The following is a 23,344-nucleotide window of genomic DNA, read 5'->3' as shown; positions in this document are numbered from 1 at the left end:
GATGGGAATAACTCTGCCTTTTTCTTTCCCGGCGTTTGTGGAGAAGGAAGAGGGGTATTTTCTTATATCCATGAAGATCACTCCGAAGCGGAATCAGAAGCGCTGGTTGGAAGAAAAGAGGAAGTGTCCCACTTCCAGAGCCATACTCGGGTGGGCTGTTTGTTGCAGGAAAGGAGGAGGTGTTATCCTGGTGGTGCAAGGAGCTAGCGGGCACGTTGTCGCTGGACGAAAATAGCGGTGATTACGGCAATAAATCCTGCAAAACAGAGCGAGAGGCCTGCCTGCGGACTACCGGTAAAACTCCAGAGAATGACACCGATGACCTCAAGTAAGATGCCGCCTGCGAAAAGGAGCGTAATCGCCAGCGGGGAGGTGTCAAATTTAGCACTGACCTCCTGACGCTCATAGCTTGGGGCCTCGCGTCTCTCCTCTGTGGTTTGCGGCTGCTCAAAGGCCTCACTGGCTGTCGGGGCATGCTCTTCAATGGCGGAACGAAGTGCCCGGTACAATTCTTCAATTTTGGCACGGGAGGAGCGCACATAGACAGTTCGTTCTCCATCGCTGATACTTAATTCACGGAACAACGGCTCAAAGCTCTTCTGACGGAGCGTTACTCGTTTGATGGAGGCAAGCGGAATAGCATCAAGGAAGAGATATTCTCGCGGGAAACTGCGGTAATAAAAGCCAAAAACGCGCTGGTTGGTGAGCACAACGTCTCCCGCCTCGCTACGCTTCTCTTTGCCATTATCCCAGATACCGGGAATATCAAGCAGAGGCTGTTCATCTGGCTGTAATTGCTTGTCGAGCCCTTTCAGGCTTTTGATGATCTTTTGCGCCTGGCTTTGAGACACCGCGTTTGCTCCTCCTGCGAATAGAACCAGAATAGAATTTTTCAAATCAAGGCAGATTATACCATAGTGACAGGAGTGTGCGTAGATGGTTGTTACCATTCGTCCGGCGCGAACTGAAGACGCGCATGGCATTGCTTTCGTTCACACTGAGAGCTGGCAGACCACCTATCAGGGGTTGATGCCCGCCGAATATATCGCGCAGCGTACGTTAGAGCGGCGTCAGCGAACCTGGGAACATGTGTTGCAGCAGCCCGATGCGCTGGTCTATGTGGCGGAGGATAAACAAGGGCGGCTTGTGGGCTTTGCGAACGGCGGACCGTTACGGAGCGATGATCCCGGCTATGCCGCCGAAGTATATTGCCTTTATCTGTTACAGGAAGCGCAGAGGCAGGGGCTCGGACGCACATTGGTGAGGGTGCTGGTAGCAGATTTCCTCGCGCATGGTATGGAGAGTATGCTGATCTGGGTGCTTGCCACCAATCCGGCACGGCGCTTCTATGAGGCGCTTGGAGGCATACTGGTTAGAGAAATGATGGTGGAAGATAACGGCTTTTCATTGCATGAGGTTGCCTACGGTTGGCCCGATTTGCGCGCGATGTCGTTTTGATCTGCTTCCCGGTATTCTGCGCGCATTGTTGTTGTTGACATAAATGCGGCGTGTAACGAATACTCGCTCTGGACACGTGTAGCATAAGGAAAGGGTGATTCGGGTGGCGCCGTGGTGCGGAGGGGAGAGAAGAAGTCAGTTCCTCAATTTTAGAAGGAGTAGAGGTGAATTTCGTATGTCAGACCTGCTCGCTGCACGTGCCCAGATGGGAACGTCCCTGGCATTCCATATTATCTTTTCGGCTCTCGGGGTCGGACTGCCTCTTCTATTCTGCATAGCCGAGGGTCTGGCGCTTAAAACGAAGAATCGAGACTGGATGTTACTGACTCGCCGTTGGTCAAAGGGAGCCGCCATTCTGTTTGCGATTGGCGCTGTATCCGGTACCATTCTCTCGTTTGAACTCGGGCTTCTGTGGCCAACGTTTATGGATTTTGGCGGCGGGGTGATCGGATATCCTTTTATGCTGGAAGGATTTGCCTTCTTTCTGGAAGCTATCTTTCTTGGTCTCTACCTGTATGGCTGGAATCGGCTTTCTCCGCGTGCCCACTGGCTCTGTTCTTTTCCGGTTTGGATCAGTGCGCTGGTCTCGGCCTGGTTTGTGGTCAGTGCGAATGCATGGATGAATACGCCGACGGGCTTCGTTTTAAAGAATGGAAGGCCGGTTGATATTGATCCCATTCAAGCCATGCTGAATCCAAGCACGCCTTATGAAACCATTCACATGATGCTGGCCTGTTATGTAGCAACCGGGTTCGCAGTGGCGGCTGTCTATGCCTGGGGTATTCTGCGCGGCAAACGAGACAACTATCATCGCAAAGGTTTGATGATCGGCATGTTGATGGCTGTGATCGCCACCCCCTTGCAGATTATCAGCGGTGACTTCAATGCTCGCTTCCTTTCTGATGCACAGCCGACCAAGTTTGCGGCGATGGAGGCGGTCTTTCACTCCGGCAATGGCCTGCCGATCACGATCGGGGGTCTGGTCGACCCTGACAATCGGACGGTGCACTACGGTATTGAGCTGCCAAAGCTGTTAAGCGTGCTGGCAAAGGGCGATCCAAACGCGCCTTTGAAGGGCCTGGATCAGTTTGCTCCCTCTGACTGGCCGAATATCCCGCTGGTGCATCTTTCGTTTGATGTGATGGTTGGCTGTGGTTTCTTCGGATTGCTGGTTGCGGCTGTTTTCTGGATCTCCACGGCGATCAAGCGGCGAATTCCGCTCAACCGTGTGTTGCTCTGGGGGGTTGTGATTGCCGGGCCGCTGGCTTTTCTTGCCATCGAAACCGGTTGGATGGTGACCGAGCTTGGACGGCAACCCTGGACAATCGTTGGTTTTCTCCGTACGGCAGATGCCGCTACACCGGCTCCCTGGGTAACTATCAGTTTTCTGGTGTTCTCGCTGGTCTATATTCTGCTGGCTGTGGCGTTGATCGGGTTGCTACTCTGGGTTGCTCGTTCTCCAATGCCACAGGTTGGAATGCCGGGCCAGGAGCAGCCAGTAGAGAAAGCGGGGGTGTAGTTGGGATGGATGTTGCATTGCTGGCCCTGATCGTTCTCTGGTTGGCCTTAATTACCTATACCGTGTTGGGGGGCGCCGACTTTGGAGCTGGCGTACTGGGAATATTCACGGGCAGGAATGCGGAGCGCCAGCATGAATTTATCAATCATGCGCTTGGGCCTGTCTGGGAAGCAAACCATGTCTGGCTGATCTTTCTGGTGGTCGGCTTGTTTACTCTCTTTCCAAAGGGATTCGCTATCCTGTGTGTTGCGCTTTTCTTTCCGCTGTTGCTGGCCTTACTCGGTATCGTCTTACGTGGTGCGGCATTCATTTTTCGCTATTATGCGCCGGATACGAGTAGCCTGTTCGCAAATGTGTGGTGGAAGGTTTTTAATATTGCCAGCGTCCTGACTCCGTTCTTTCTGGGAGCCAGTGCCGCAGCGGTTGCCAGCGGTCATCTGCTTGACCCGAGCGGAAAGCCAAACGCGGCGAATGTTTCTCCCTGGCTCTCTCCCTTTGCGATCATTATTGGTCTGATGGGTATTGCACTCTGCACAGCATTGGCGGCGGTCTATCTAACAGTTGAGGCGAAAGACGCTCAGGACGCGTTTCTCTGCGAATCCTACCGTAAGAAAGCGTTGATCGCGGGCGCGGTTACTGCCGTGCTTGGCCTGCTTGGTCTGCTGCTCTCGCCGATCTATGCGCCCGGGCTCTGGCGGGGCATGCTGGGACATGGCATCCCGCTGGTGATTGTGTCCATGCTGCTTGGATTGCTCACAGCGGCGCTGCTCTGGCTGAAACAATATCGGCTGTCGCGCCTGGCGGTGATTGTTGCGACGGCATTCCTGTTGAGCGCCTGGGGCTTCTCGCAATATCCGTATCTGGTTCCGCCTGCTCTGACGGTCTCTGCGGCGGCGAACGAGCCAAATGTCATCAAGGTCGTGCTGATTTCGGTCTTGATCGGTTTAATTATCCTGCTGCCGTCGCTCTACTACCTGTACTCGATCTTTAAGCTGCCGTATCCTGCTCCCGGGCGCGTTACTCAACCGGAGGGACACAGGAAATCTGATGGGGCCTGAGACTGAACGAGGGAGCCCGATGCGGTTCCCTCCCTTTTTGCTTTTTTGGGGAGCAATGAGAAAAAAGAGAAACAAAAAGCCTTGACGAATGCTTGACACCTGACTTATAATTGGACTGTACCCCCTACCAGGGGGTATGGGTTAAGACAATAGCAAAAAGTCAGGAAAACTGCTATGAGCATTGAGATACAAAAGCCAGCGGCAGGAGCGCAGAAGGTAACACTGGACATTGAGGGGATGACCTGTGCAGCCTGCGTGCGGCGAATCGAGAAGGGGCTGCTCAAGGTCCCCGGCATACTGGATGCAAATGTCAATCTGGCAACCGAGAAGGCCCAGGTGACATACGACGCGCAGGAAACCGGCGTAGAGCAGATGGTCAAGAAGGTTGAGGCGCTTGGCTACAAGGCCACACCTGAGCAACAGGCCGCGCCGAGTCAGCAACAACTGATGTTGAATGTGACTGGTATGACCTGTGCCGCTTGTGCGATGCGCATTGAGAAAGGGCTAAAGAAAGTCCCGGGTGTGCTGGATGCAAGTGTCAATCTGGCAACCGAGAAGGCCCAGGTGACATATAACGCGCAGGAAACCGGCGTAGAGCAGATGGTCAAGAAGGTTGAGGCGCTTGGCTATGGCGCGGCTCCGGTGGAGGACGTACAGCCTTCCGTTGAGAGTGCTGGCCTGAGTCCGGCTGATCTGCTCAAGCAGGAAGAAGAACATAGTCAGCGCAAGGCCCGTGAGATTCGCCATAAGCGCAATCTGTTGATTCTGGGCGTGGTGCTGGCGATTCCGGTAGCGATTCTGGGCATGTTCTTTATGAATCGCTTCCCGGGTGAAAACATTTTGTTATTGGTTCTGACAACGCCCATCTGGCTGGTTGTCGGTTGGGACTTCCACAAGGGGGCGTTAAAGAATCTCCGGCACTTCAGCGCTAATATGGATACGCTGGTGTCGCTTGGTTCAACTACAGCATATGTGATGAGTGTGGTTGCGACCTTTGCACCACAGCTTGTCGGCCATATGACCTTCTATGATACGACGGCCCTGATTATCGTGCTGATTTTTCTGGGCAAGTACCTTGAGGCGCGCGCCCGGGGGCAGACGAGCGAGGCTATCAAGAAGCTGGCCGGTTTACAACCGCGCGTGGCTCATGTGGTGCGTGATGGCATGGAAGTCGATGTCCCGGTCGAACAGGTGCGTGTGAACGATCTGCTGGTTGTGAAGCCGGGTGAGAAGATTCCGGTGGATGGTATGGTTGTGACTGGATCGTCCGCTGTTGATGAGTCCATGATTACCGGTGAGAGTCTGCCTGTTGAGAAGACAGAGGGCGATAACCTCATCGGGGCAACGATCAACCAGCGCGGTCTGCTGCGCATGCGTGCCTCAAAGGTAGGCGCTGATACAGTGCTGGCTCATATCATTCGTCTGACCGAGCAGGCGCAGGGCTCGAAAGCGCCGATTCAGCGCATCGCGGATACCATTTCGGGCATCTTTGTTCCGGTAGTGCTGGTGATCGCGGTGTTCACTTTCGTTGGCTGGCTGATCGCTTTGACAACCTTCCAAACAGAGACTATGCAACTGATGAGCTCGCTCAGTGGCGGGTCAATGATGATGATGCGTGATCCGGTGATCTCATCGATTGTGGCTGCGGTTTCGGTGCTGGTTGTGGCCTGTCCCTGTGCGCTTGGTCTGGCAACGCCGACCGCGATTATCGTCGGTACTGGCAAGGGTGCAGAGAAGGGCATCCTGATTAAAGGCGGTGAGAGCCTGGAGCGGGCACAGAGTATTCAGAATGTGCTGCTCGATAAGACCGGAACCATCACGGAAGGCAAGCCGTCATTGACCGATGTTGTGGCCGTTATGGGCTTGAAAGAGCAGGACATTTTGCGCCTGGCCGCTTCGGCTGAACAGGGTTCTGAGCACCCGTTGGCAGCAGCAATCGTCGAGGGTGCGAAAGAGCGGGGAATCACGCTGACTGCTCTGCAAGAGTTTACGGCGCTGGTCGGCCGCGGAATCAAAGCAGTTGTTGAGGGCCGTACGGTCCTGATCGGAACACGCCGCCTGCTGGAAGAGCATCAGATCAGCTATGAGAGCGTCGCATCACAGGTCGAAGGCATGGAGCAGCAGGGCAAAACGGCGATGCTGGTTGCGGTTGACGGCGCAACGGTCGGTGTTGTAGGAGTGGCCGATACGGTGAAAGCGGACTCCGCTGCCGCCATTCAACAGCTCCACGCAGAGAATATCGATGTCTGGATGATTACTGGCGACAATAAGCGAACGGCCCGAGCGATCGCAGCTCAGGTCGGCATTCCTGAAGAGCGTGTTCTGGCCGAGGTGCTGCCGGAAGATAAAGCCAATCAGGTCAAGCGCTTGCAGGAAAGTGGACGGGTGATCGCCTTTGCCGGTGATGGCATTAACGACGCTCCGGCGCTGGTTCAGGCTGATGTCGGTATCGCGATGGGAACCGGCACTGATATCGCGATGGAGGCTGCTGATATCACGCTGGTCAAGGGCAACCTCAGGAGTGTGGCAACCGCGCTCTCGCTCTCGAAAGCGACCATGCGCACTATCAAGCAGAATCTCTTCTGGGCTTTCGCCTATAACTCGGTGCTGATCCCGGTGATGATTCTGTCACCGCTGATTCCCTTCTTGAACGAGCAGGCTCCGATCTTCGCGGCGGCGGCAATGGCGCTCTCTTCGGTCACGGTGGTGACGAACTCCCTGCGTCTGCGTCGCTTTCAGAAATAATGTTCAGAAAACAAGGAAAAGGACGGGTATAGTGAGAACAGATACCCGCCCTTTCCTTTTTGGGTGCGCTCCATGGTATGGATGCCTTGCGTTACCTCTGGAGCTGCCGGGCTACCGAGTCGGGGACAACCAGTAGCCCTCTCCCATAACTGATGACGTGTTCAGCACTGAACATCGGGTAGTGACCGCTCTTCATTTCGCGTAACCCGGCCCCCCAGTTCAAAACCTGCTATCCGGAGTGCCGCGGGATCAAGCAGGATGTTTTTCACGATGCCTATCACCTCGCCGTCTTCCGCTCAGAACGAGATAATTGAGCAGATGATGCTCCAGTGGAAAGCGTTCAGCCCGGCCTCTTTCTCTTTGACCAGCTTCTCTTCTTTGTCGAAAGTGACGGCGTCATTGCCTATCGTCCGGATATCCTCGGTCAGCAGCGCTGGAGACCCGTCTTGAGCTGAAGGGCGCAAACGACATTTGTTGCAGGAGCGAAATAGAAGCCTTCAATGGGTCCTGCTTTCTCTCCCATGTCTATGGCGACGACGGCGAGGCCATAGAGCTCCGACCATTTTTGTACTCGGTCTGCATCCCTTCGCTCCTTGCTCCCGACTGGAAGGAGCCGGCGAAGCTCATCGGGTGGTAAGCCAATCCTTTGACTTTTCACGGCTCTCGTTTTACTATTTTTAGTATACTGGATTCCCTGAAATTGGTACCGGGGTTTTATCTCAGAAACAGGAATATCGTGTAATTTATGAGTGATATACAGCCAACAGTAGCAAGCGGGAAACCACCCGCATGGAAAGTATGGGTCAAGACAGCACGCCCATTTACGTTGACTGCGACAGTGAGTCCGGTGCTGGTCGGAACCACATTTGCAGCGTATCAAGGAACGTTCCATTTCTGGATTTTCCTGACCACCTTTTTCTCGTGCCTGTTCCTTCAGATAGGGACAAACTTTTTTAATGAATACTTTGACTATCTCTATGGGCTTGACCATGCGGGATCGCTTGGCGCCTCGACCGTAATCTTTCGCAATGAGATGACAGCGGGTCAGGTGCTTGGCGGCGCAATTGGTTGCTTTGTGATTGCGATCATACTGGGTGTTGTACTGATCTTTCTGGTCGGTCCGGTGGTGATCCTGTTTGGTGTGGGTGGCATGCTGATTGCCTACTTCTATAGTGCAAAGCCGTTCAAATTCGCCAGCCGCGGTCTCGGTGATGTGATGGTGTATCTGGCGATGGGCTTTCTTGTCACCTGGGGCTCGTACTTTGTGCAGATCCATGAATGGTCATGGCAGGCCTTTGCTGCCAGTGTGCCTATCGGCTTTCTGGAAACCGCGATTCTGAACATGAATAATGTGCGCGATTATCAGGATGATAAGGCAGTGAATAAGAAGACGCTGCCAGTGCGCTTTGGTCTGAAGTTTGGGCAGCGCTACCATGCAGCCCTACTTTTCGGAAGCTATGTGGCGATTCTGCTCTTTGTGCTGGTCGGACTCCTGCCACCTCTCAGCCTGCTGGTGCTGATTACCTTCCCACTGGCATGGGTGAATGTGCGCGCAGTGCTGACGGCGACGGAGCGTAAGGCGTTTATGATTGGCATTAAGCGTACGGCCTTGCTCCTCTTCCAGTTTGGACTTGTTTTCTCGCTGGCCTTCGTGCTTGCCATCTTTGTGATGCCCCACGCTTAGCTTTCTGCACTATTTCTCTGTCATCTCTCAATCTATACGAGTGAGATGGCAGAGATTTTTTATGGAAAAGATATATGTTTTTCTATATTATTTCAAATGATAATTGACGAAAGAGAAATGTGATGGTATAAATTATAGAAGGAGATGAAATGGCACTTGTGGCAACGCGCAAAGGTTGTGACTCTAGTGGGAGTGCGTGTGAAAGGAGAACGAAAAGCAATGGTTGCCGGGTATTGGAGATTGCGCGCTCAGAAATCTCCAGAAGCAGTCATCAAAATCCTCGCACGTCGGGCTCTGGCTCAAGATAAAGTTTTACGGATGTCAAATGCTGCGTTCGCAGTAGAAGAGGGGGGAGATGTGGTGGTTGTAGAGTCAATGAAGCAGGCGAAATCGCGTTCGCGCACAAAACGTTCCGTCCTCCCTGGCCAGGAAAAACGGATTGTCATTCCCCGGCAAGAAGCGTTTGAGTGTATTGCTGAGGCTGCGCAAGACAAGTCCAGGCAGTTGCGCGAGAAATTCTACCGCTATCATCGTCAAACCTGGCTCTGGTTCCTCGGGTGTGCTGTGGGGATGTCCGGCGTCATTATCAATTCCGTGCTGCTGGCTTTACTCATCTTGATCCCTGGCATTTTTCACTATTTCACTCCAACCTTATTGACGCTGTTGATTGCTGACGCTCTCAGCCTGCTTGCCGTCGCGCTGATCTTTCGCCAGACAAAAGCGTTCTGCCAGCAAGTTGATTTTACTGTAGAAGACATGCTTCAGGTCGACTGGTTATGTAAAACAGTAAAGGACATCGCGGCTATTCCGCTGGATTCACCGACAAAAGAGCTTCTCCAGGAAGTCCTGCTTGTGCGTTCTCTCGGTGGAGAGAATAAGCGTGTGGTAAAAGAGTATGTGAAGGCTGTATACTTAAAATAGAATGAATGTTCTATCGATTGTGTGACGGTTCCGTATGGCTCTCTGTTTGGAGTTATGGAGGGGAGGAAAGAGTATGCCGGTGGTGTGGAGACGGCGCAAAGATCTACAGCCGGATAAAGAGCGATCAACGCAACAGACGTTGCAGGTTGAACATCTCTCCCTGGCAGAAGACCTGAAGCCCTTACAGATCGCATATGAGCGCTGCTATATAGAAGCCCGTTTGTGGTTTTATGTGAGCATTGTTGCTGCGATTATTGCCACATTTACCACTATCGCTTTAGGTGTGCTGATTGTGAACTTCGTTATCTGGCGGGGAAGCACAACCTCCTCGCTGGTAGAAACGCTTGCCGCCGCGGTCAGCAGCATGATCAATGGCGTGATCACCTATCTTGTCTTCTCGCAGAAAAAGTATGCCAACGAGCGGCTTGATAGCTATGCTTATCGAATCAGCAAGATGGTGGATGAAGATGAGGACGAGGAGCGTCGAGGGAACCTGATTGGTCTGGTGCTCTCCTCGCATTTGAGCCAGGAGGAACAGAGCAAGCTTATCAAGGAGATCATCGTCAGCAGCCAGCGGAAGCGACCGACGCGCCTGCCCGAACAATCCCTTGTCGAGAGAATGCCTGAGCTGTAGCTTGAAAGGTCGCCTCGTTTTCTGGCTGCCTGTCTTCTCAGACGCGCAGGTGTTGTATATGCGTAGTATCGTTGTAGCGTACCAGTGTTGCCTGATCTCCCTGTAGGTGTACTTCTGAAAGGCCCGTCGGCTCCATCTCCAGGCGGCGACTACTGCGCAGATTCAGCTCTAACATATGCCCGATCAGCAGACGAAGCACCGTTTTATGCGATACAATCAACACCGTCTGGCCTGTATGTGTCTTCACTATTTCATCCAGGCAGGGAACAAGCCTTGCCAGCACTGCCTGTGGTGTTTCGCCATCAGGAGGCCAGGCGCGCCAGGAACCGCGGTCCCAGGCGGCCAGCAAGTCGGGATCACGTCGTGCCAGCTCGCTGCGGGGCAAGTCCTCCCAGGAACCGAAATCCATTTCGCGTAGCTCCTCCCGCTGTTGTAGGGGTAAACCGGTTATCCGGGCCAATGGAGTCGCGGTCTGAATGGCTCGTTGCTGAGGGCTGGAATAAAGCGCGTGGATAGGCTCATCGCGAAGCCGTTCTGCCAGAGCGGCAGCCTGCTGTACTCCATACTCGGTCAGTGGAACTTCGGTGCGGCCACAACAATAACCATCGCGGCTGGTTCTGGTCTGTCCATGCCGCACGAACAGGAGACGAGTCGTACCAGTATTCATAGAAAAAAAGCATACCTCTCGTTTCTCAGATAGTCATAAAGTATCATAGCAGAAATGGTCACTCGTCTTCAGGGGCTGCTGGAACAGAGTAGCTTTGCTTGTCAGGTAAACTACGGACGATGATCGCCTTTTTCTCGACGCGCAGTACGTGTTCCCAGAGCACTATTTGCGTATCGGGCCGTACTTTTAGCAGACGTGCAAAGGGCAGCGCTACGTGTAACCGATGGAGAAGGCCGTACCGGCCGCAGAGCAGCGCCGTAATTGTATACGTTGGTTCGGTTGATTTATCTGCTTGCTTCGACACCTGAATATCCAACACATGGCCGATCAGTTTACCTTCGGTCGAAACGATCCTCTTATCAAGCACCTCTTCAATTCTCAGAACTCTCATAGCCACTTCCCGGAATCCAGCGAAAAAGAGTGCGTGCAATCCATTGTTCTGAGCGTCCCGGGCCATAGTGGGAGGCTGGACCATGCAATAGCAGGGTTGGGCCAAAACGCTTGACCTCGCTGAGTGGTATCTTATATTCAAACCGACCGTGCAGGAAGAAATGCAGCCACTTTCGCAGGCGCGGACTGATGCGACTTGCCAGCGCCTCCGGTCCGACCAGCAGGTGAAGCAGCACAGGAGAGGTATCATCTCCGAGCAGACATTCAATGCTGGCAACGCGTCCGATACGCAGGCCATCCTCTGTCACTAATTGTGAGTCGATAATATCGCGGATCGCAAGCTTTCTTTCCTGCTTCAAGAGGTTGTCCCAGTATTCGCCATATTCGCTTTGCATTGGCTGATCCATTTAGCCACCTCCACTGAGAATAATCAGCGGGAGCGAACTGACCGCGATGACCCATGCAACCGCCAGAATAATGATAATCACGATATTTAAGGCCAGCCCGTTTGTGTAATTCTTCAGGTATTCTCGGTTATTCATCAGGATTAAGAAAGGACTGAGTGAAATGGGCAACAGGAGCGCGATGACAGTCGAGCCGATCAGCGCCAGTTGTTGGGGATCAATTCCGACACTGCCGATGATGAACGCGGTCAGCAGAATACTCATCAGCGCCAGTTTGAAGCGCGCCACCTTGACTGGCTTTTTGTTTTCGCCCCATTCCCAGCCAAATCCCTGGGCGATGTTATAGGAAACCGCAAGGTTGACCTCAAGGGCAGCGCTCAGGCAGGTAGCGAAGAGCGTTGTTGCGTACAGGATAGCGCCCCAGGGCCCAAAGGCTTTCGCGATTGTCAATCCGAGTTCGCCCATTGTACCCGAACTGAGATGCAGGGGCTTGAGGGTCATCGCTCCCAGTATAATTAAGGCCAGTGTCCCGGTACAGCCAAAACTCATACCAATGATCGCTGTAACACGGTTTAGCGTCAAGGAGTGCCTGGTCCAACGCTCTTCCCGTGCTCCTGAAGAGTAAAAATAGAGCAGATAAGGGCTGATAGTCGCGCCAAAAGAGGCCGCGGCCAGATAGAGATATTCGGCGAAATCTCCCTCCGGGATGTCTGGACGCCACAGCGTCGGGAACAGCTCCGGCGGTGGTCCGCCCAGATGAATAATACCCGCGATAAACGAGAGCATAGTGAGTCCGAGCAGCGAAGGAGCGTTTTCGATAAAGCTGAACGAGGCTCGCCAGCCAATCAGCCAGATAAGCAGAGCCGAGAGCGGGGAGAGCCAGTGCCAGGAGATCCCGGTCAGTAGCGAGAGCGCGACGGCAACGCCTCCAATTTCGGCGGAGAGCAGCAGGGTACTGGCGATAATCTCGCTACAGAGAATGACAAGATAAAAGCGGAAGCCGAAATTCTCGCGTATGGCCTCAGCATAGGTTTTCTGGGAGATGGCGGTAAAGCGCCCGATCATTTCGATCAGCAGGATCACAGCAATGGTTGCCAGAAGTACCACCCAGATCAGGCCAAAGCTGAAGCGGGCTCCGGCTTCTCCAGCGGTGACGATGGTTCCGGCGTCAAGAAAGCCTCCCATTGCTGTCATGATGCCAAGCAGGATCCCAAACCATTTTCTCACGACTTCCCCGCTTCCTGAAAAAGCCTGCTGGCGGTCTGCAAGCTCTGATATTGTATCTGCCAGTTGCAGGTATTGGTCAGGCAGGGCTGTTTTAGAGCCTGAAAGGCAGGTCGAAAGCTGGCAAGTAATGGTTTGATTTGAGCAAGAGGAGGAGCGCCTTCTAAGGTGGCAAGCTGCTGGTCGGTTCCTGCAATTGTCCCCACTAATTGCTCAAAGGTCGAGCGGGCATAGGGAAGCGGCAGTTTTCCCTGATGCACATATTGCAGGGTAACTGCTCCCGCCGCGAAAGTAGCGCCCGCATTGGTAACAGTGCGCTCGAAATCGGTATTGGTGAAACGACAACTGACCAGAAAAACAAGGCAGAACAGGCAGAAGCAACAGGATTTCAGGTGTTGTGTCATAGTGTGTGCTCCTTCTGCAAACGCCCCGAAGGCTTTATTACATAGACACGAAGAAGCACACAGAAAAAGAACAGGCTCCGCTCTCACACTGGAGCGAAGCCATTTATGACAAGTGCCAGCACACCCACCAGGCAGACAACAATCAGGGTGATCGCCTCCACACGGGTAAAGGAGAACTGGCGGCGTTTGCTGCGCCTCCATCCCCTGTGCATCCCATAACAGCGGGCCTCCATTGCTGTGCTAAGCGCTTCGGCACGCTTAAAGCTATTGAGAAAGAGTGGCACCAGCAAAGGCGCGAGTTTGCGGGTTCTTTGCAGAAAGTTTCCCTGATCGAAACGCACACCGCGGGCTGCCTGTGCTTTCACCAGCCTCTCGATCTCGGCAAGCGTCAGGGGGATAAACTTCAGTGCGACCACAAAGACCATGATGAAGGCGTTCACCGGCAGGCCGATTTTCTGGAATGGGCTAAGTAGCGCTTCCAGCCCATCGGTAAAGTCAACCATTGAGGTGACAAAGAGCAGCAATGAGGCCAGATAGTAGAGGAAGAAGACGCGAACGAGAATGGTTGCACTGTAGAGCAGCCCTTCACCGCTCAGGCTCAGGATCCCCCAGCGCCAGAAAACATGTTGGGCCGGAGCGCTATAGAAGAGCGTCTGCAGGACGAAGATAAAGGCAAGAAAGCCAAGAAACGGCTTGAAGCCCCGCAGGACGTAGGCGGTCGAGAGGCGCGAGAGACGATGCATCCACAGACAGAGCAGCAGGCAGAGCGCAAAGGCCAGAAAGCTATGGATGATCGAGACAACGATGGTCAGGACAATAAAACAAAAGAGCTTGGTACGCGGATCGATGCGGGTAAGCAGGGAGCCGTTATTAATATACTGCCCGAAAGTGATATTACGGGTAATCTGTATCATGGCTGGGTCTCCATGCGGTCAGGGATGGAAGCGGAGAGCAACACGTCTTCCAGCTCGGCCAGATTGGCCACATCAGTACGCAGGTCAGGGAAGACACTACGCATGTCCAGGGCAATCTGTGCTGCCTCGGGAAGCGCGATATCAAGTGCCGCGATCTCCTCTGCTCGCGCCAGAATGTCGCGGGGACTTCCTGAGAACAGGCATTGTCCTTGATCGAGAATGTGGATGGTGTCGGCCAGTTCGGCCACATCAGCGAGGCTGCTGGATGCATAGATGATCGTCATTCGGTGTTTGAGGGTCGCGATCAGCTCAAGCAATTCGCGTCGGCCCCGGGGATCAAGACCGGCGGTTGGCTCATCGAAGAGCAGCACATCTGGTTGCATCGCCAGCACTCCAGCAATAGCGACGCGGCGCTTCTGCCCTCCGCTCAGGGCGTAGGTGTAGCGGGTCCGAAAATCTTCGTAGGGCAGTCCGACCGCTTCAAGAGATTCTTGCACCAGCCGACGCGATTCGGCAACGCTGATGTTCTTTTGCAAGGGACCAAAGGAGACATCTTTACCGACTGTCTCCTCAAAAATCTGGGCTTCGGGCGATTGGAAGACAATACCCACCTTTGCGCGCAGGCGCTCGATATCGGTGACTGGACTTCCTTCAAAAAGGAAGGTCCCCTCGCCTGGCTGAATAAGCCCTGCCAGCAGATCCAGTAGCGTCGATTTGCCTGCCTTTGTTGGCCCGACAAGCGCCGTCGTTTGTCCGGACTCAATAGAGAGCGAGAGCCGATGCAGGGCCTCTGTCGCGAAAGGTGTGCCCTCTAGATAGGTATAGGAAACGTTATGCAGCGTGAACAGTGTCACTCTTTTCTCCTGTTTATTCTGCCAGGTGTTGCTGGAAGGCAGCTTTCAATTGGGCACTGGAGAGCAGGGTGTGCGGTAGCCAGGTCAGGCCCCGTTCACGCAGCCGTTGCCCAAGTCTACAGATCAGAGGCACATCGAGGCCCACTGCTTCCAGTTCCTCTATACGCGTGAAAAGCTGTGCAGGTGTCTCGTCGAAAAGGATACGCCCCTGATGCATGACGATAGCCCGCTGAAAGTGCGCAACCTCATGCATAAAATGGGTGATATGCACCACAGCCAGTGAGCGCTCTCGTGCCAGACGGTGGACAGTTTCCAGCAAGTGCCGGGCTGTCTGGCCTGAAATCATGGTAGTGGGCTCATCAAGCAGGAGGTAGCGCGGACGCATTGCCAGCACGCCCGCGATGGCGACCCGTTGTTTCTGCCCGATTGAAAGATCTTGAATCGGCATATGGGCATACGCTTCCAGTTGCAGCAGTGCCAGCGCTTCCTGAACGCGCTCCTCAATCTCAGGGCGTGGCAGGCCCAGATTCTCGGGACCAAAGGCGATATCGTCGATGACGGTGTTGGCGACAAGCTGGTCATCGGGATTTTGAAATACAATCCCTACATGCTGACGAATGGTCCAGAGCGCCTCACCATGCGCTGTAGTTGAGAGTCCATCAACCAGAATGGAGCCGCTCGACGGGCGCAGGATTGAGGCTAAGAGCTTCGCCAGTGTGCTTTTTCCTGACCCATTTTGCCCGAGAATGGCAACGGTTTCACCTGGCTCAATCTTCAGGTTGATCTGCTGAAGAACAGGAGAAGCATTACGCTCCTCCCGGCTATAGTGAAATGTAACGTCTTTGACTTCTAACATACTTCTCTAATAGGGCAATTCGTCGCGGTTTTTTGTCTCCGGGGCGTGCACCAGACGACGCTGGACAATAGAATAGCTGCGCACAATCACCTCAGCCAGCAGAGCCGAGATAATTGCCTCCGCGATGGCCTGAGGGAGCACGGTTGGGAGCAGAGCCAGCGGGACGTAGCCGCGCAGCAGGCCCATGCCCAGAACCAGTACCGTATTGGTGGCGGAGCCGAGGAAGCCCGCCATGATTGCGGCAAGGTCCGTATTCAGGCGTTTGAGAGCCGCGAAGACTCCCCAGGCTACCAGACCGATGAAAATACGGGGCAGGATTGAAACCAGTGGATCTTTAAACATCGGGATAGTGGCGTGAAGTAAGCTCATAATACCAAAGATAAGGCCGGAGAAAAAGCCTACCACAGGCCCACCGATGATGCCCCCGATCACGGTTGGAATATGCGCAATTGTGGCGTTCCCGGTAATGTTGGGAATAGGGATAAAGCCGATACCAGGAATAAGGGTAATGCAGATAGTGATCGCAGCCAGAATACCGGCAATCACGATTCGATCGGTTGTGATTGACCAGATAGCGGGCTCGCGGGTAATGTCCCGGTTCCCTTTCTCCTTCAAGATGGCACCTCTTCTTTATCTCAGCCTGATCTGAGAGGCTGAGGATCTTGTTGTTCAACGCATCAAAAAACAGAAGGCGCTCTCTCAAAAAAAGAGTATGCTTGAGAGATAATGCTTCTCAAGCATAATATCTGGCACAGCTTTGTTATGTCAAGCGACTTTTTGAGGTATAAGATGCGCTAGTTTGGCCTGAGTACTTTTATGCCATCTTTTCCTGCAATAATCGCTTCTTCGGCCATCTTCAGGAAGAAGCCGGTATCGACGAGGCCGACAATGCGCTGCATGGCTGTGTCAATTGCTTCTGGGTCGGCGACTCCATCGGGGAATGTGCAATCAAGAATGACATTGCCGTTGTCAGTGATGAATGGAGCATCTGAAGCGGGTTTCTGGCGAAGCTTGACCAGTGCTCCCAGAGCCTCCAGACGATGACGAACTGGAGTGATGGCGAAAGGCACGACCTCAACCGGGATGGGACAGTGAGTCCCGAGTCGCTGAACCAGCTTGGTCTCATCTGCAATTACAACAAAGCGGCGGGCGGCTGTGGCAACAATTTTCTCGCGCAACAAAGCGCCTCCACCGCCCTTCACAAGGCGCAGGAAGGGATCAATTTCATCGGCGCCATCTATATAAAGATCAAGCGTCGGATTGAAATCAAGAGTTGTGACAGGAATACCAACTTTCTTCGCCAGTTCCTGTGAACCGAGCGAGGAGGAGACTGCACCTTTGATTTGGAGCCCCTCCTGAATGCGCTGACCCAGTGCGGTAATGAAGTAATGTGCGGTTGTGCCAGTCCCAAGACCAACAAGCATCCCATCTTCGACTAGCTCCGCTGCCCGGGTTCCTGCTGCCTTTTTCCAGGATTCAAGCAGGTTTTCGTGGGGTATCATGGTTCCTCCCAACAGAATGAAGAGACGCGCGTAGGCGTCTCTTTTCTGGAATGTCTATTCCTAGATGAGTATAGCACGTCGCACAAGTTGACATCAAATCGGGGCTTGCTCAAGAGGGTGAGAGAGAGAAGGACGTGACAGGGAAGTACAAGTTGCTTATATTCTTGCTATCCATACCTCATCGTGATACACTCATCACGTGAAGAATGCTCCTATCGGCAATACTGATTATTTGCGCTACTGGATGATGTAAAAATACCCTTTCGGAAAAACTGAGCCTATCGCGCGGAAGCACGACCCTGTTCTGAAAAGGATGTCGCAGAGGAGACTTCACCCGCTTTCATGGAACACGTCGCTCTGGATTGCTGGTGCTCATCCCCCGGGGATGCAGAGCTGCAATCACATCTCGCCTCCATCGTCGAGGATGAGGCTTGCAGCGGTCCTCAAAGGCTGCTGAGGATTGAGGCAAAGAAACGGACAGATAGAACGAAGCAGGTCAATCTCTGTTGCAGGTGGTAGAAAACAATGACGAATATATCACGCGTATTTGTGGTTGAAAGCGATGAAATGCTGAACCAGGCTCTCGTGAACTCGCTTCATAAGGATGGCTATGTTGTCCAGGGGGTGACAAACGGGACTGATGCTATTCGGGTGCTCTGGGCAGAAGAATATGACGCAGTTCTGTGTGATTTAAAGGCGGCTGGAATTGATGGGCTTGAATTATTGCAGTGGCTGCGGGTATATCGTCCAAATACAAATATGATTATGATTGGCAATGCCAATACGCCTGAGGAGCAGCGCATGCAGGTGCTGGAAGGGGGAGCGGTTGGCTTTTTGGAGAAGCCGCTTGATATGCGTGTGGTACGTGAGGAGCTACGCCGTTTACAGCAACAGAGCGGATTTTCTGCGAATCTCGAATCATTTGACCTGCTGGATGTCATTCAAATTGTCACAATGAGCCGAAAGAGCATTGCGTTGGTGGTGAACACCGGCCTTGAAGAGCGTGGCGTGCTGCGCTTCCAGAATGGCGAATTGATCTGGGCTGAGTATGGTATGCTGCGCGGAGAAGAGGCCTTTTTTGCTCTTGCTGCCCATAAGAATGGGACGGTTACTCATCAGCCGTGGAGCGGCCCGGCGACCTCGAATGTGACGCAGCCGCTTTCCCGCCTGATTTTACAGGCCCTGCAATATCGCTCGCGGGCGCAGGCGGCTCAGAATGGCGGCTCTTCACCGCTTCAGCCTCCGCTGGAGCCACAGCAAAACGAGGCGGGTTTCTCCTTTGATCTTGATGAGATCGATGATACTCCATTTGGCTTTGTGGCCCCTGCCGGAGAAGAGGTGCCAGATCAGGCGACCATGCTGATGCAGAATCCCTTTCAGGCGGCGGAAAACGGTCAGTGGTGGGAGCCGCCTGCCGAGGAAGCTCCTTCCTTAGAGCCAGAGAATAAGAATAGCGGGATGTATGCCGCGATGGGCAATAATAACGTGCAAGGGGTCACCTTCAGCGATCCGGCGTTCGCTTTTGATAGCGGCCCGCTCTCGTTGTCAGAAGAAAGGAGAGCTATTGCACGTGCGCAACAGGAAGCGCCCTCGTGGGTGACCGATCAGCCTACGGCCTCTCATATACCTGCGGTTCAGATGCCGCCGACGGCTGCTCCCGGGCCATCTGAATGGCAGCTTCCCAACGGCTCGACCGGACAAATTGCTCCACTACAAACGACCGGCCCCCGCAAAGTGGTTTTAACCGAGGCGGTCAGTCCGGCGCCGTTTGAACGGCAAACAAATACGGGCAATCAACAGGCTATCTCCTCTTTCTCCCATCAGTTGCCCGGGAACAGTGCGGAGCTTTCGCCTATTTCTTCGGCAAGTGGTCAACAACGGGCAATTCGACGCAATTTGAACTATGGCGCGCTGGTGTCGGTGTTGCAGACGCTAGGATACTCGGTCCGTGGTTTTGTGGCCGCGGCTGTGATTACCAGCGAGGGACAGCCAATTGCGCAGGTAGCGATTGAAGAACTGGACGTTTCGCGTGCTGGCAAACAGCTTAGCATTGCTTTACAGAATGTTGTACAATCTTTACACCAGAGTGGCTGGGGCGGGTTTGATGATCTGATGATTGCCAGCACAGAACGCATGCTGTTCCTTCGCACCGTTGGCGCAGAGAAGAATGCTTTTCTGGTTCTGATGACCTCGCGTGATGTGGATACCACGGAATGCCGCAAGTTGCTGGTAGATGCTGAAAACGCGATCGATGGAGCGCTGAAAAATACCGGTGTATAAGAGACCGGGAAAAGATACAAAGAAGAAACAAAGGGAAACGTGAACATGGCAGAAGAGAAGAAAAAGGTTGTTACCGAAGAAGAGAGAAACAATAACTACTTTTCATTTATTGTCGGCATGTTTATTGCCCTGGCAGTAGTTATTGTTTTCGTTCTTCTATTCGGTCCGTATTCATAAATTAATCCTGCGACGCCTCCATATGCTTTTTCAGCTCATCAAGGCTTAATTCCCCGGGTGAGATACCGGCTGTCAGGTTATCGGTTGTGGTCCGCTTACGCCCGGGTAGACGCCCCTGTGCGCTCTTCCTGGCTTTAAGTGCCTGGAGCTGCTGTTCTAGCCGCTGCTCTTCCGATATCGCCTCCAGCTCATTCGCCAGATCTCGCTGATGCTGTTCGACCAGCGCCTGTGCTCGCGCTTCGGCGTCCTGGGTTGTGGCCTGAGCCTGTTGCGTACGTGGGTCATTCTGGATACCCCGGGTGCGATTCAGCGCTTCAAAGACACGCTGCTGCAATAAGGCGTTTCGTTTGCGCGTCTCCAGCAGTTCGAGCGTTGTTTCGACCTCCGTAATCTTTGCTTCAAGACGGCGTAATGCGCCACGCATGACCGTAATAACCCGCTCTTGATCGGTTTGCAGGTGTTGATAGCGCTGTGCCTGCTTGTTCAATTCGTTGTACTGGCTGAGCGCAGTACGGGCCAGACTATCATTATTCTGCTCGATTGCTTGTTCGGCTTTATGCAGCCATTTTTCGGCTTCTGCCTGCTTTTCTGTACAGCGTTTGCGTAGCTGATGGCTCTCGGCAATAGCCGTTGCAACTTGTGTTTTGACCTGTACCAGTTGATTGCGCAGATCAAGGCGCAGTTGCTGTAGCGCTTTATCTGGATCATCAGATTGCTCAACCACGCTGCTCAGACTGATGCGTAGCAGGGTAAGCACACGCTCCAACAAGTTCATAGGCCATTCTCCCTTGAAAGATAGACAGTAAGTATGGCAGGAGGGCAAAACTCGGAGCAGGCGGAGCAAAGAAAGCGCCCCGCCTGACAATCCGTTTTACTTGCTATAGGTACTATACATTATTGCTTCTCGCTCCCCGTTGTCTGCTCGGTATTTTCCGCGTCGCCCGGGTTCTGCCCGTTCAACGAGGGAACGCGATTCATCAAGTCACCAACTTTCGTGCCACTCAACAACTCGAAGAGAGCGGGAACCTGAGCAACCATATTGACGATGTCGCCTGTCAGGCGGCTTGCACCCAGCCCGTCTTTTCCTCCAGTGGAAACGATGGTCACTTTGTCGACTTTGCTCAGCGGCTCGGCAATGGCGCGAACCACATCCGGCATGCCGGTAAGTAGCTTGTCGAGGACAGCTGCCTGATTGTACTCGTGGTAGGCGGCGGCTTTCACCTTCATGGCCTGGGCTTCCGCTTCACCTTTGGCCTTGATAACTTCTGCTTCGGCAAGACCGCGAGCTTTGATGATCTCTGCCTCGGCGAGACCTTTGGCCCGGTTGGCTTCCGCTTCACCAAGACCGCGCATCTTGGCGGCATCTGCCTGACCTTGAGCTTCGAGTGTCAGGCGCTGACGTTCTGCTTCTGCGACGGTTTCAATGCGGCGGCGTTCTGCCTCGGCGGCTTTCTGGATGGTTGCCTGTAGTTCGAGTTCGCGGCGGCGGATTTCGGCTTCCTGCACCTTGATCTGGGCCTGTTTCTCGAACTCGGTCACTTTGACGGCCTCAGTGACGACCTGCTGCTGCACGATATTGGCCTGAATATCATAGGCCTTATCGGCGGCTGCCTGCTGCTTCTTGATCTCAGCCTCATAGGAAGCTCGCTTAATGGAGAGGTCGCGCTGAAACTCGGACTGCTTCGCCATTGATTCGGTTTCGGCTTTGACGCGCTCCTGATCGGCAGCGGCACGTGCAACGGCTGCTTCTCGTGAGGCATTTGCCTGCTGAATCTGCGTGTCGCGTTCCGCCAGTGCGGTCGCGATGTCGGCATTTTTGCGAATCTGGGCGATTTCCGGGCGGCCCATGTTCGTGATGTAATCGTTTTCGTCACGCACATCTTTGATGGTAAATGAGATGACCTCCAGGCCCATCTTGTCCATGTCGGCGCTGACGGTGCGCAGCATCTTTGCACCGACGCTTTCGGGATCTTTGACCAGATCCTCAACGGTAAGCTGACCTACGATACCGCGCAGGTGGCCTTCCATAACCAGACGGATCAGGCTTTCGCGCTCCTCGCGGGTTTTGCTCAAGAACTGCTCTGCTGCGGTCAGAATGCTCTGCGTATCCGAGCGCACTTTGATCTGCGTCACCGCTTCAACGTTGACCGCAACGCCCTGCGAGGTGTAGAGCGCCTGCGCCGGAGCGACATCAAAAGACATCAACTCAAGCGAGAACTCTTCGGCACGCTGAAATAGAGGGATAACAAATTTTGCCCCTCCGGTGATGACGGTTGCGCCTCCGGTACCATAGATGATTAATGCCTGGTTGGGGCCGACCTTGCGCAGGATGCTGCTTATAATGCGTAACAGGATAAGGACGACGATCACAAGGACGACAACGCCTATTCCTATCATTACAAGCATGTCCATAGAAGTTTACTCCTTTTGTAGATCTTTGCGCATAGTAGATTCAGAAGGGTGATCGGATTCTTTCAAAAAAGCTTCCAGTTCATCCAGAGCGCTTGCATCGGGGAGCGCTTCCGGGTTCTCTTGCTCCTGGCTGACAAAATGCTCCCATGTATCCACTTCTGCAACCCCTTTTTGATAACTCAGCACAACGACTTCCTGACCACGCTCGAGGCGGCGACCATCAACGCTGCGAGCCGGAATGCTTTTGCGCAGACCGCTCGGAGAGGTGTACATAATTTCACCGATGCTTCCTTCTTGAATGGTCAGGGTTACTTTGCCCACGAGGCCGGTGCGGTCCGATACATCCTGAATGGTCTCTCCTTCGCTCCCTCCCGCGATGCGGTTCAGCAATTTCAGGATCAGGGCAGCAATAATAACGCCTCCGACGATCGAGAGGATCATGGTTAACGGAAACTCAAAATGTACTCCGTTTTTGAACAGATAGCCAAAAAATCCGAACCAGAGCAGAAAGAGCACGATTGCGGTCGGATTCAGAATCGCGAGTAGCGAAAAATGATGATCCCCGCCATCGCCATCTGTAATCATGCCATCATTATGCCCATGTGCTCCATGATCTCCATATCCGGTATCAACGTGGTGTGTATGCAGCAGGTCACTGAAGTGATGCCCACCTGCATCGTGTACATGACCGTGCCCGATGCTTCCCATCATCGCGACGATGAGCAGGAAAAGCAGGCCAAAACCAAAACAGAATATGAAGAATAATGAGAGCGGATCAGTTGCTATCATGATGCTACTCCTTCGTAACCATCACCGGTTGTGTGCTGTATCGGTCCATGCGCTCGGCCAGTAATGCTATCCCGAGAAGAACAGCGGTGATAGCTAACGCGCATGCGATTGCAAGGCAAAACGAGACGGGAGAGATGCCTAGAAAACCCAGTACTGGAAATGGCCGATCATCAAGAAGAAGGCTGGTTGCAAGCAAGGCCACGGCGGAACCAAACAAGATGACCGGAAGCAGGATCGGAAAGCGGCGCGAAAGAACGCTGTGCCCTGGAGTAAACAGGACATGCTGCTGTTCCTGTCCTGCGTGCTGTGCTTGACTCTGTTTCATACTATTCCCCTTACACTAGAGAAGATGCTTCTGGCTTCTCTCCTTACAGGATGGTGTTCTCTCCCTTCGCTTGCTGGAACCCGATCAGAAAAGGCTGCGTTCGATTGCGAATTGTTATACACAACGC

General features: G+C 53.5%; 25 protein-coding genes. 10 read left to right on the top strand and 15 right to left on the bottom strand.

Features of this window, described 5'->3' with window-relative positions; translation table 11 throughout:
• Window positions 1-203: 203 nt before the first annotated feature.
• Window positions 204-851, bottom strand: coding sequence for a 6TM ABC transporter family protein (locus tag KTH_RS17945; RefSeq protein ID WP_111318605.1), 648 nt, complete (start codon window positions 849-851; stop codon window positions 204-206).
• A gap of 85 nt (window positions 852-936) precedes the next feature.
• Between KTH_RS17945 and KTH_RS17940 the strand changes: the two genes are divergently transcribed.
• The 8 genes from KTH_RS17940 to KTH_RS17905 all read left to right on the top strand — a co-directional run bounded on the left by KTH_RS17940 (window position 937) and on the right by KTH_RS17905 (window position 10,019).
• Window positions 937-1,458 (top strand): GNAT family N-acetyltransferase, encoded by a 522-nt coding sequence (locus KTH_RS17940; RefSeq protein ID WP_111318603.1) that lies wholly within the window; start codon window positions 937-939, stop codon window positions 1,456-1,458.
• A 175-nt stretch (window positions 1,459-1,633) separates the two neighbouring features.
• On the top strand, window positions 1,634-2,977 hold the full coding sequence (locus KTH_RS17935; RefSeq protein ID WP_111318601.1) for a cytochrome ubiquinol oxidase subunit I: 1,344 nt from the start codon (window positions 1,634-1,636) through the stop codon (window positions 2,975-2,977).
• Window positions 2,978-2,982: 5 nt separating this feature from the next.
• Window positions 2,983-4,035 carry a cytochrome d ubiquinol oxidase subunit II gene (locus KTH_RS17930; protein ID WP_497620322.1) on the top strand — a complete coding sequence of 351 codons (1,053 nt, stop codon included), beginning with the start codon at window positions 2,983-2,985 and terminating at the stop codon, window positions 4,033-4,035.
• A gap of 174 nt (window positions 4,036-4,209) precedes the next feature.
• On the top strand, window positions 4,210-6,780 hold the full coding sequence (locus KTH_RS17925; protein WP_497620320.1) for a heavy metal translocating P-type ATPase: 2,571 nt from the start codon (window positions 4,210-4,212) through the stop codon (window positions 6,778-6,780).
• A gap of 329 nt (window positions 6,781-7,109) precedes the next feature.
• Window positions 7,110-7,235, top strand: coding sequence for a hypothetical protein (locus KTH_RS17920; protein WP_281278935.1), 126 nt, complete (start codon window positions 7,110-7,112; stop codon window positions 7,233-7,235).
• A gap of 290 nt (window positions 7,236-7,525) precedes the next feature.
• On the top strand, window positions 7,526-8,464 hold the full coding sequence (gene menA, locus KTH_RS17915) for a 1,4-dihydroxy-2-naphthoate octaprenyltransferase (protein ID WP_111318595.1): 939 nt from the start codon (window positions 7,526-7,528) through the stop codon (window positions 8,462-8,464).
• Window positions 8,465-8,608: 144 nt separating this feature from the next.
• Entirely contained in the window at window positions 8,609-9,385 is a 777-nt protein-coding gene (locus KTH_RS17910; RefSeq protein ID WP_137686100.1) for a hypothetical protein, read from the top strand.
• 73 nt (window positions 9,386-9,458) lie between these two features.
• Entirely contained in the window at window positions 9,459-10,019 is a 561-nt protein-coding gene (locus KTH_RS17905; RefSeq protein WP_111318591.1) for a hypothetical protein, read from the top strand.
• Between the two features lie 37 nt (window positions 10,020-10,056).
• Here KTH_RS17905 and KTH_RS17900 read toward each other — a convergent pair whose 3' ends face one another.
• From KTH_RS17900 to rpiA, 10 genes are all read right to left on the bottom strand, one after another.
• On the bottom strand, window positions 10,057-10,686 hold the full coding sequence (locus tag KTH_RS17900; RefSeq protein WP_111318589.1) for a histidine phosphatase family protein: 630 nt from the start codon (window positions 10,684-10,686) through the stop codon (window positions 10,057-10,059).
• Between the two features lie 58 nt (window positions 10,687-10,744).
• On the bottom strand, window positions 10,745-11,077 hold the full coding sequence (locus tag KTH_RS17895; RefSeq protein ID WP_111318587.1) for a PRC-barrel domain-containing protein: 333 nt from the start codon (window positions 11,075-11,077) through the stop codon (window positions 10,745-10,747).
• On the bottom strand, window positions 11,058-11,483 hold the full coding sequence (locus KTH_RS17890) for a PRC-barrel domain-containing protein (protein WP_111318585.1): 426 nt from the start codon (window positions 11,481-11,483) through the stop codon (window positions 11,058-11,060). The genes KTH_RS17895 and KTH_RS17890 overlap by 20 nt, the downstream gene beginning before the upstream one ends.
• Entirely contained in the window at window positions 11,484-12,707 is a 1,224-nt protein-coding gene (locus KTH_RS17885) for an NRAMP family divalent metal transporter (RefSeq protein ID WP_111318583.1), read from the bottom strand.
• A complete protein-coding gene (locus KTH_RS17880; protein WP_111318581.1) occupies window positions 12,704-13,108 on the bottom strand; it encodes a hypothetical protein in 405 nt (134 codons plus the stop codon). The genes KTH_RS17885 and KTH_RS17880 overlap by 4 nt, the downstream gene beginning before the upstream one ends.
• Window positions 13,109-13,191: 83 nt before the next feature.
• Window positions 13,192-14,022, bottom strand: a complete 831-nt coding sequence (locus KTH_RS17875) for an energy-coupling factor transporter transmembrane component T family protein (RefSeq protein ID WP_111318579.1) — start codon at window positions 14,020-14,022, stop codon at window positions 13,192-13,194.
• Window positions 14,019-14,876, bottom strand: coding sequence for an ATP-binding cassette domain-containing protein (locus tag KTH_RS17870; RefSeq protein ID WP_111318577.1), 858 nt, complete (start codon window positions 14,874-14,876; stop codon window positions 14,019-14,021). Before KTH_RS17870 ends, KTH_RS17875 begins: the two co-directional genes overlap by 4 nt.
• A gap of 13 nt (window positions 14,877-14,889) precedes the next feature.
• Window positions 14,890-15,732 (bottom strand): ATP-binding cassette domain-containing protein, encoded by an 843-nt coding sequence (locus KTH_RS17865; RefSeq protein WP_111318575.1) that lies wholly within the window; start codon window positions 15,730-15,732, stop codon window positions 14,890-14,892.
• Window positions 15,733-15,738: 6 nt separating this feature from the next.
• Window positions 15,739-16,347, bottom strand: coding sequence for an ECF transporter S component (locus KTH_RS17860; protein WP_211326000.1), 609 nt, complete (start codon window positions 16,345-16,347; stop codon window positions 15,739-15,741).
• 179 nt (window positions 16,348-16,526) lie between these two features.
• Window positions 16,527-17,234, bottom strand: coding sequence for a ribose-5-phosphate isomerase RpiA (gene rpiA, locus KTH_RS17855; RefSeq protein WP_497620313.1), 708 nt, complete (start codon window positions 17,232-17,234; stop codon window positions 16,527-16,529).
• 525 nt (window positions 17,235-17,759) lie between these two features.
• On the opposite strand from rpiA, the gene KTH_RS17850 reads away from it, so the two are divergent.
• Window positions 17,760-19,514: a response regulator gene (locus tag KTH_RS17850; RefSeq protein ID WP_497620311.1), complete on the top strand. Its 1,755-nt coding sequence runs from the start codon at window positions 17,760-17,762 to the stop codon at window positions 19,512-19,514.
• A gap of 45 nt (window positions 19,515-19,559) precedes the next feature.
• Complete coding sequence (locus tag KTH_RS17845; RefSeq protein WP_281278934.1) at window positions 19,560-19,691, top strand: hypothetical protein; 132 nt, start codon at window positions 19,560-19,562, stop codon at window positions 19,689-19,691.
• Window position 19,692: 1 nt separating this feature from the next.
• On the opposite strand, the gene KTH_RS17840 is transcribed toward KTH_RS17845, so the two are convergent.
• The 4 genes from KTH_RS17840 to KTH_RS17825 all read right to left on the bottom strand — a co-directional run bounded on the left by KTH_RS17840 (window position 19,693) and on the right by KTH_RS17825 (window position 23,217).
• Window positions 19,693-20,466 (bottom strand): PspA/IM30 family protein, encoded by a 774-nt coding sequence (locus tag KTH_RS17840; protein WP_497620309.1) that lies wholly within the window; start codon window positions 20,464-20,466, stop codon window positions 19,693-19,695.
• A 119-nt stretch (window positions 20,467-20,585) separates the two neighbouring features.
• On the bottom strand, window positions 20,586-22,103 hold the full coding sequence (locus KTH_RS17835; RefSeq protein ID WP_497620307.1) for a flotillin family protein: 1,518 nt from the start codon (window positions 22,101-22,103) through the stop codon (window positions 20,586-20,588).
• Window positions 22,104-22,109: 6 nt separating this feature from the next.
• Window positions 22,110-22,892, bottom strand: coding sequence for an NfeD C-terminal domain-containing protein (locus KTH_RS17830; RefSeq protein ID WP_497620305.1), 783 nt, complete (start codon window positions 22,890-22,892; stop codon window positions 22,110-22,112).
• Between the two features lie 4 nt (window positions 22,893-22,896).
• Window positions 22,897-23,217, bottom strand: coding sequence for a hypothetical protein (locus KTH_RS17825; RefSeq protein WP_497620303.1), 321 nt, complete (start codon window positions 23,215-23,217; stop codon window positions 22,897-22,899).
• Window positions 23,218-23,344 lie beyond the last annotated feature (127 nt).

The organism is Thermosporothrix sp. COM3 (assembly GCF_059696735.1).
This window is presented reverse-complemented; position numbering and strand designations above follow the sequence as displayed.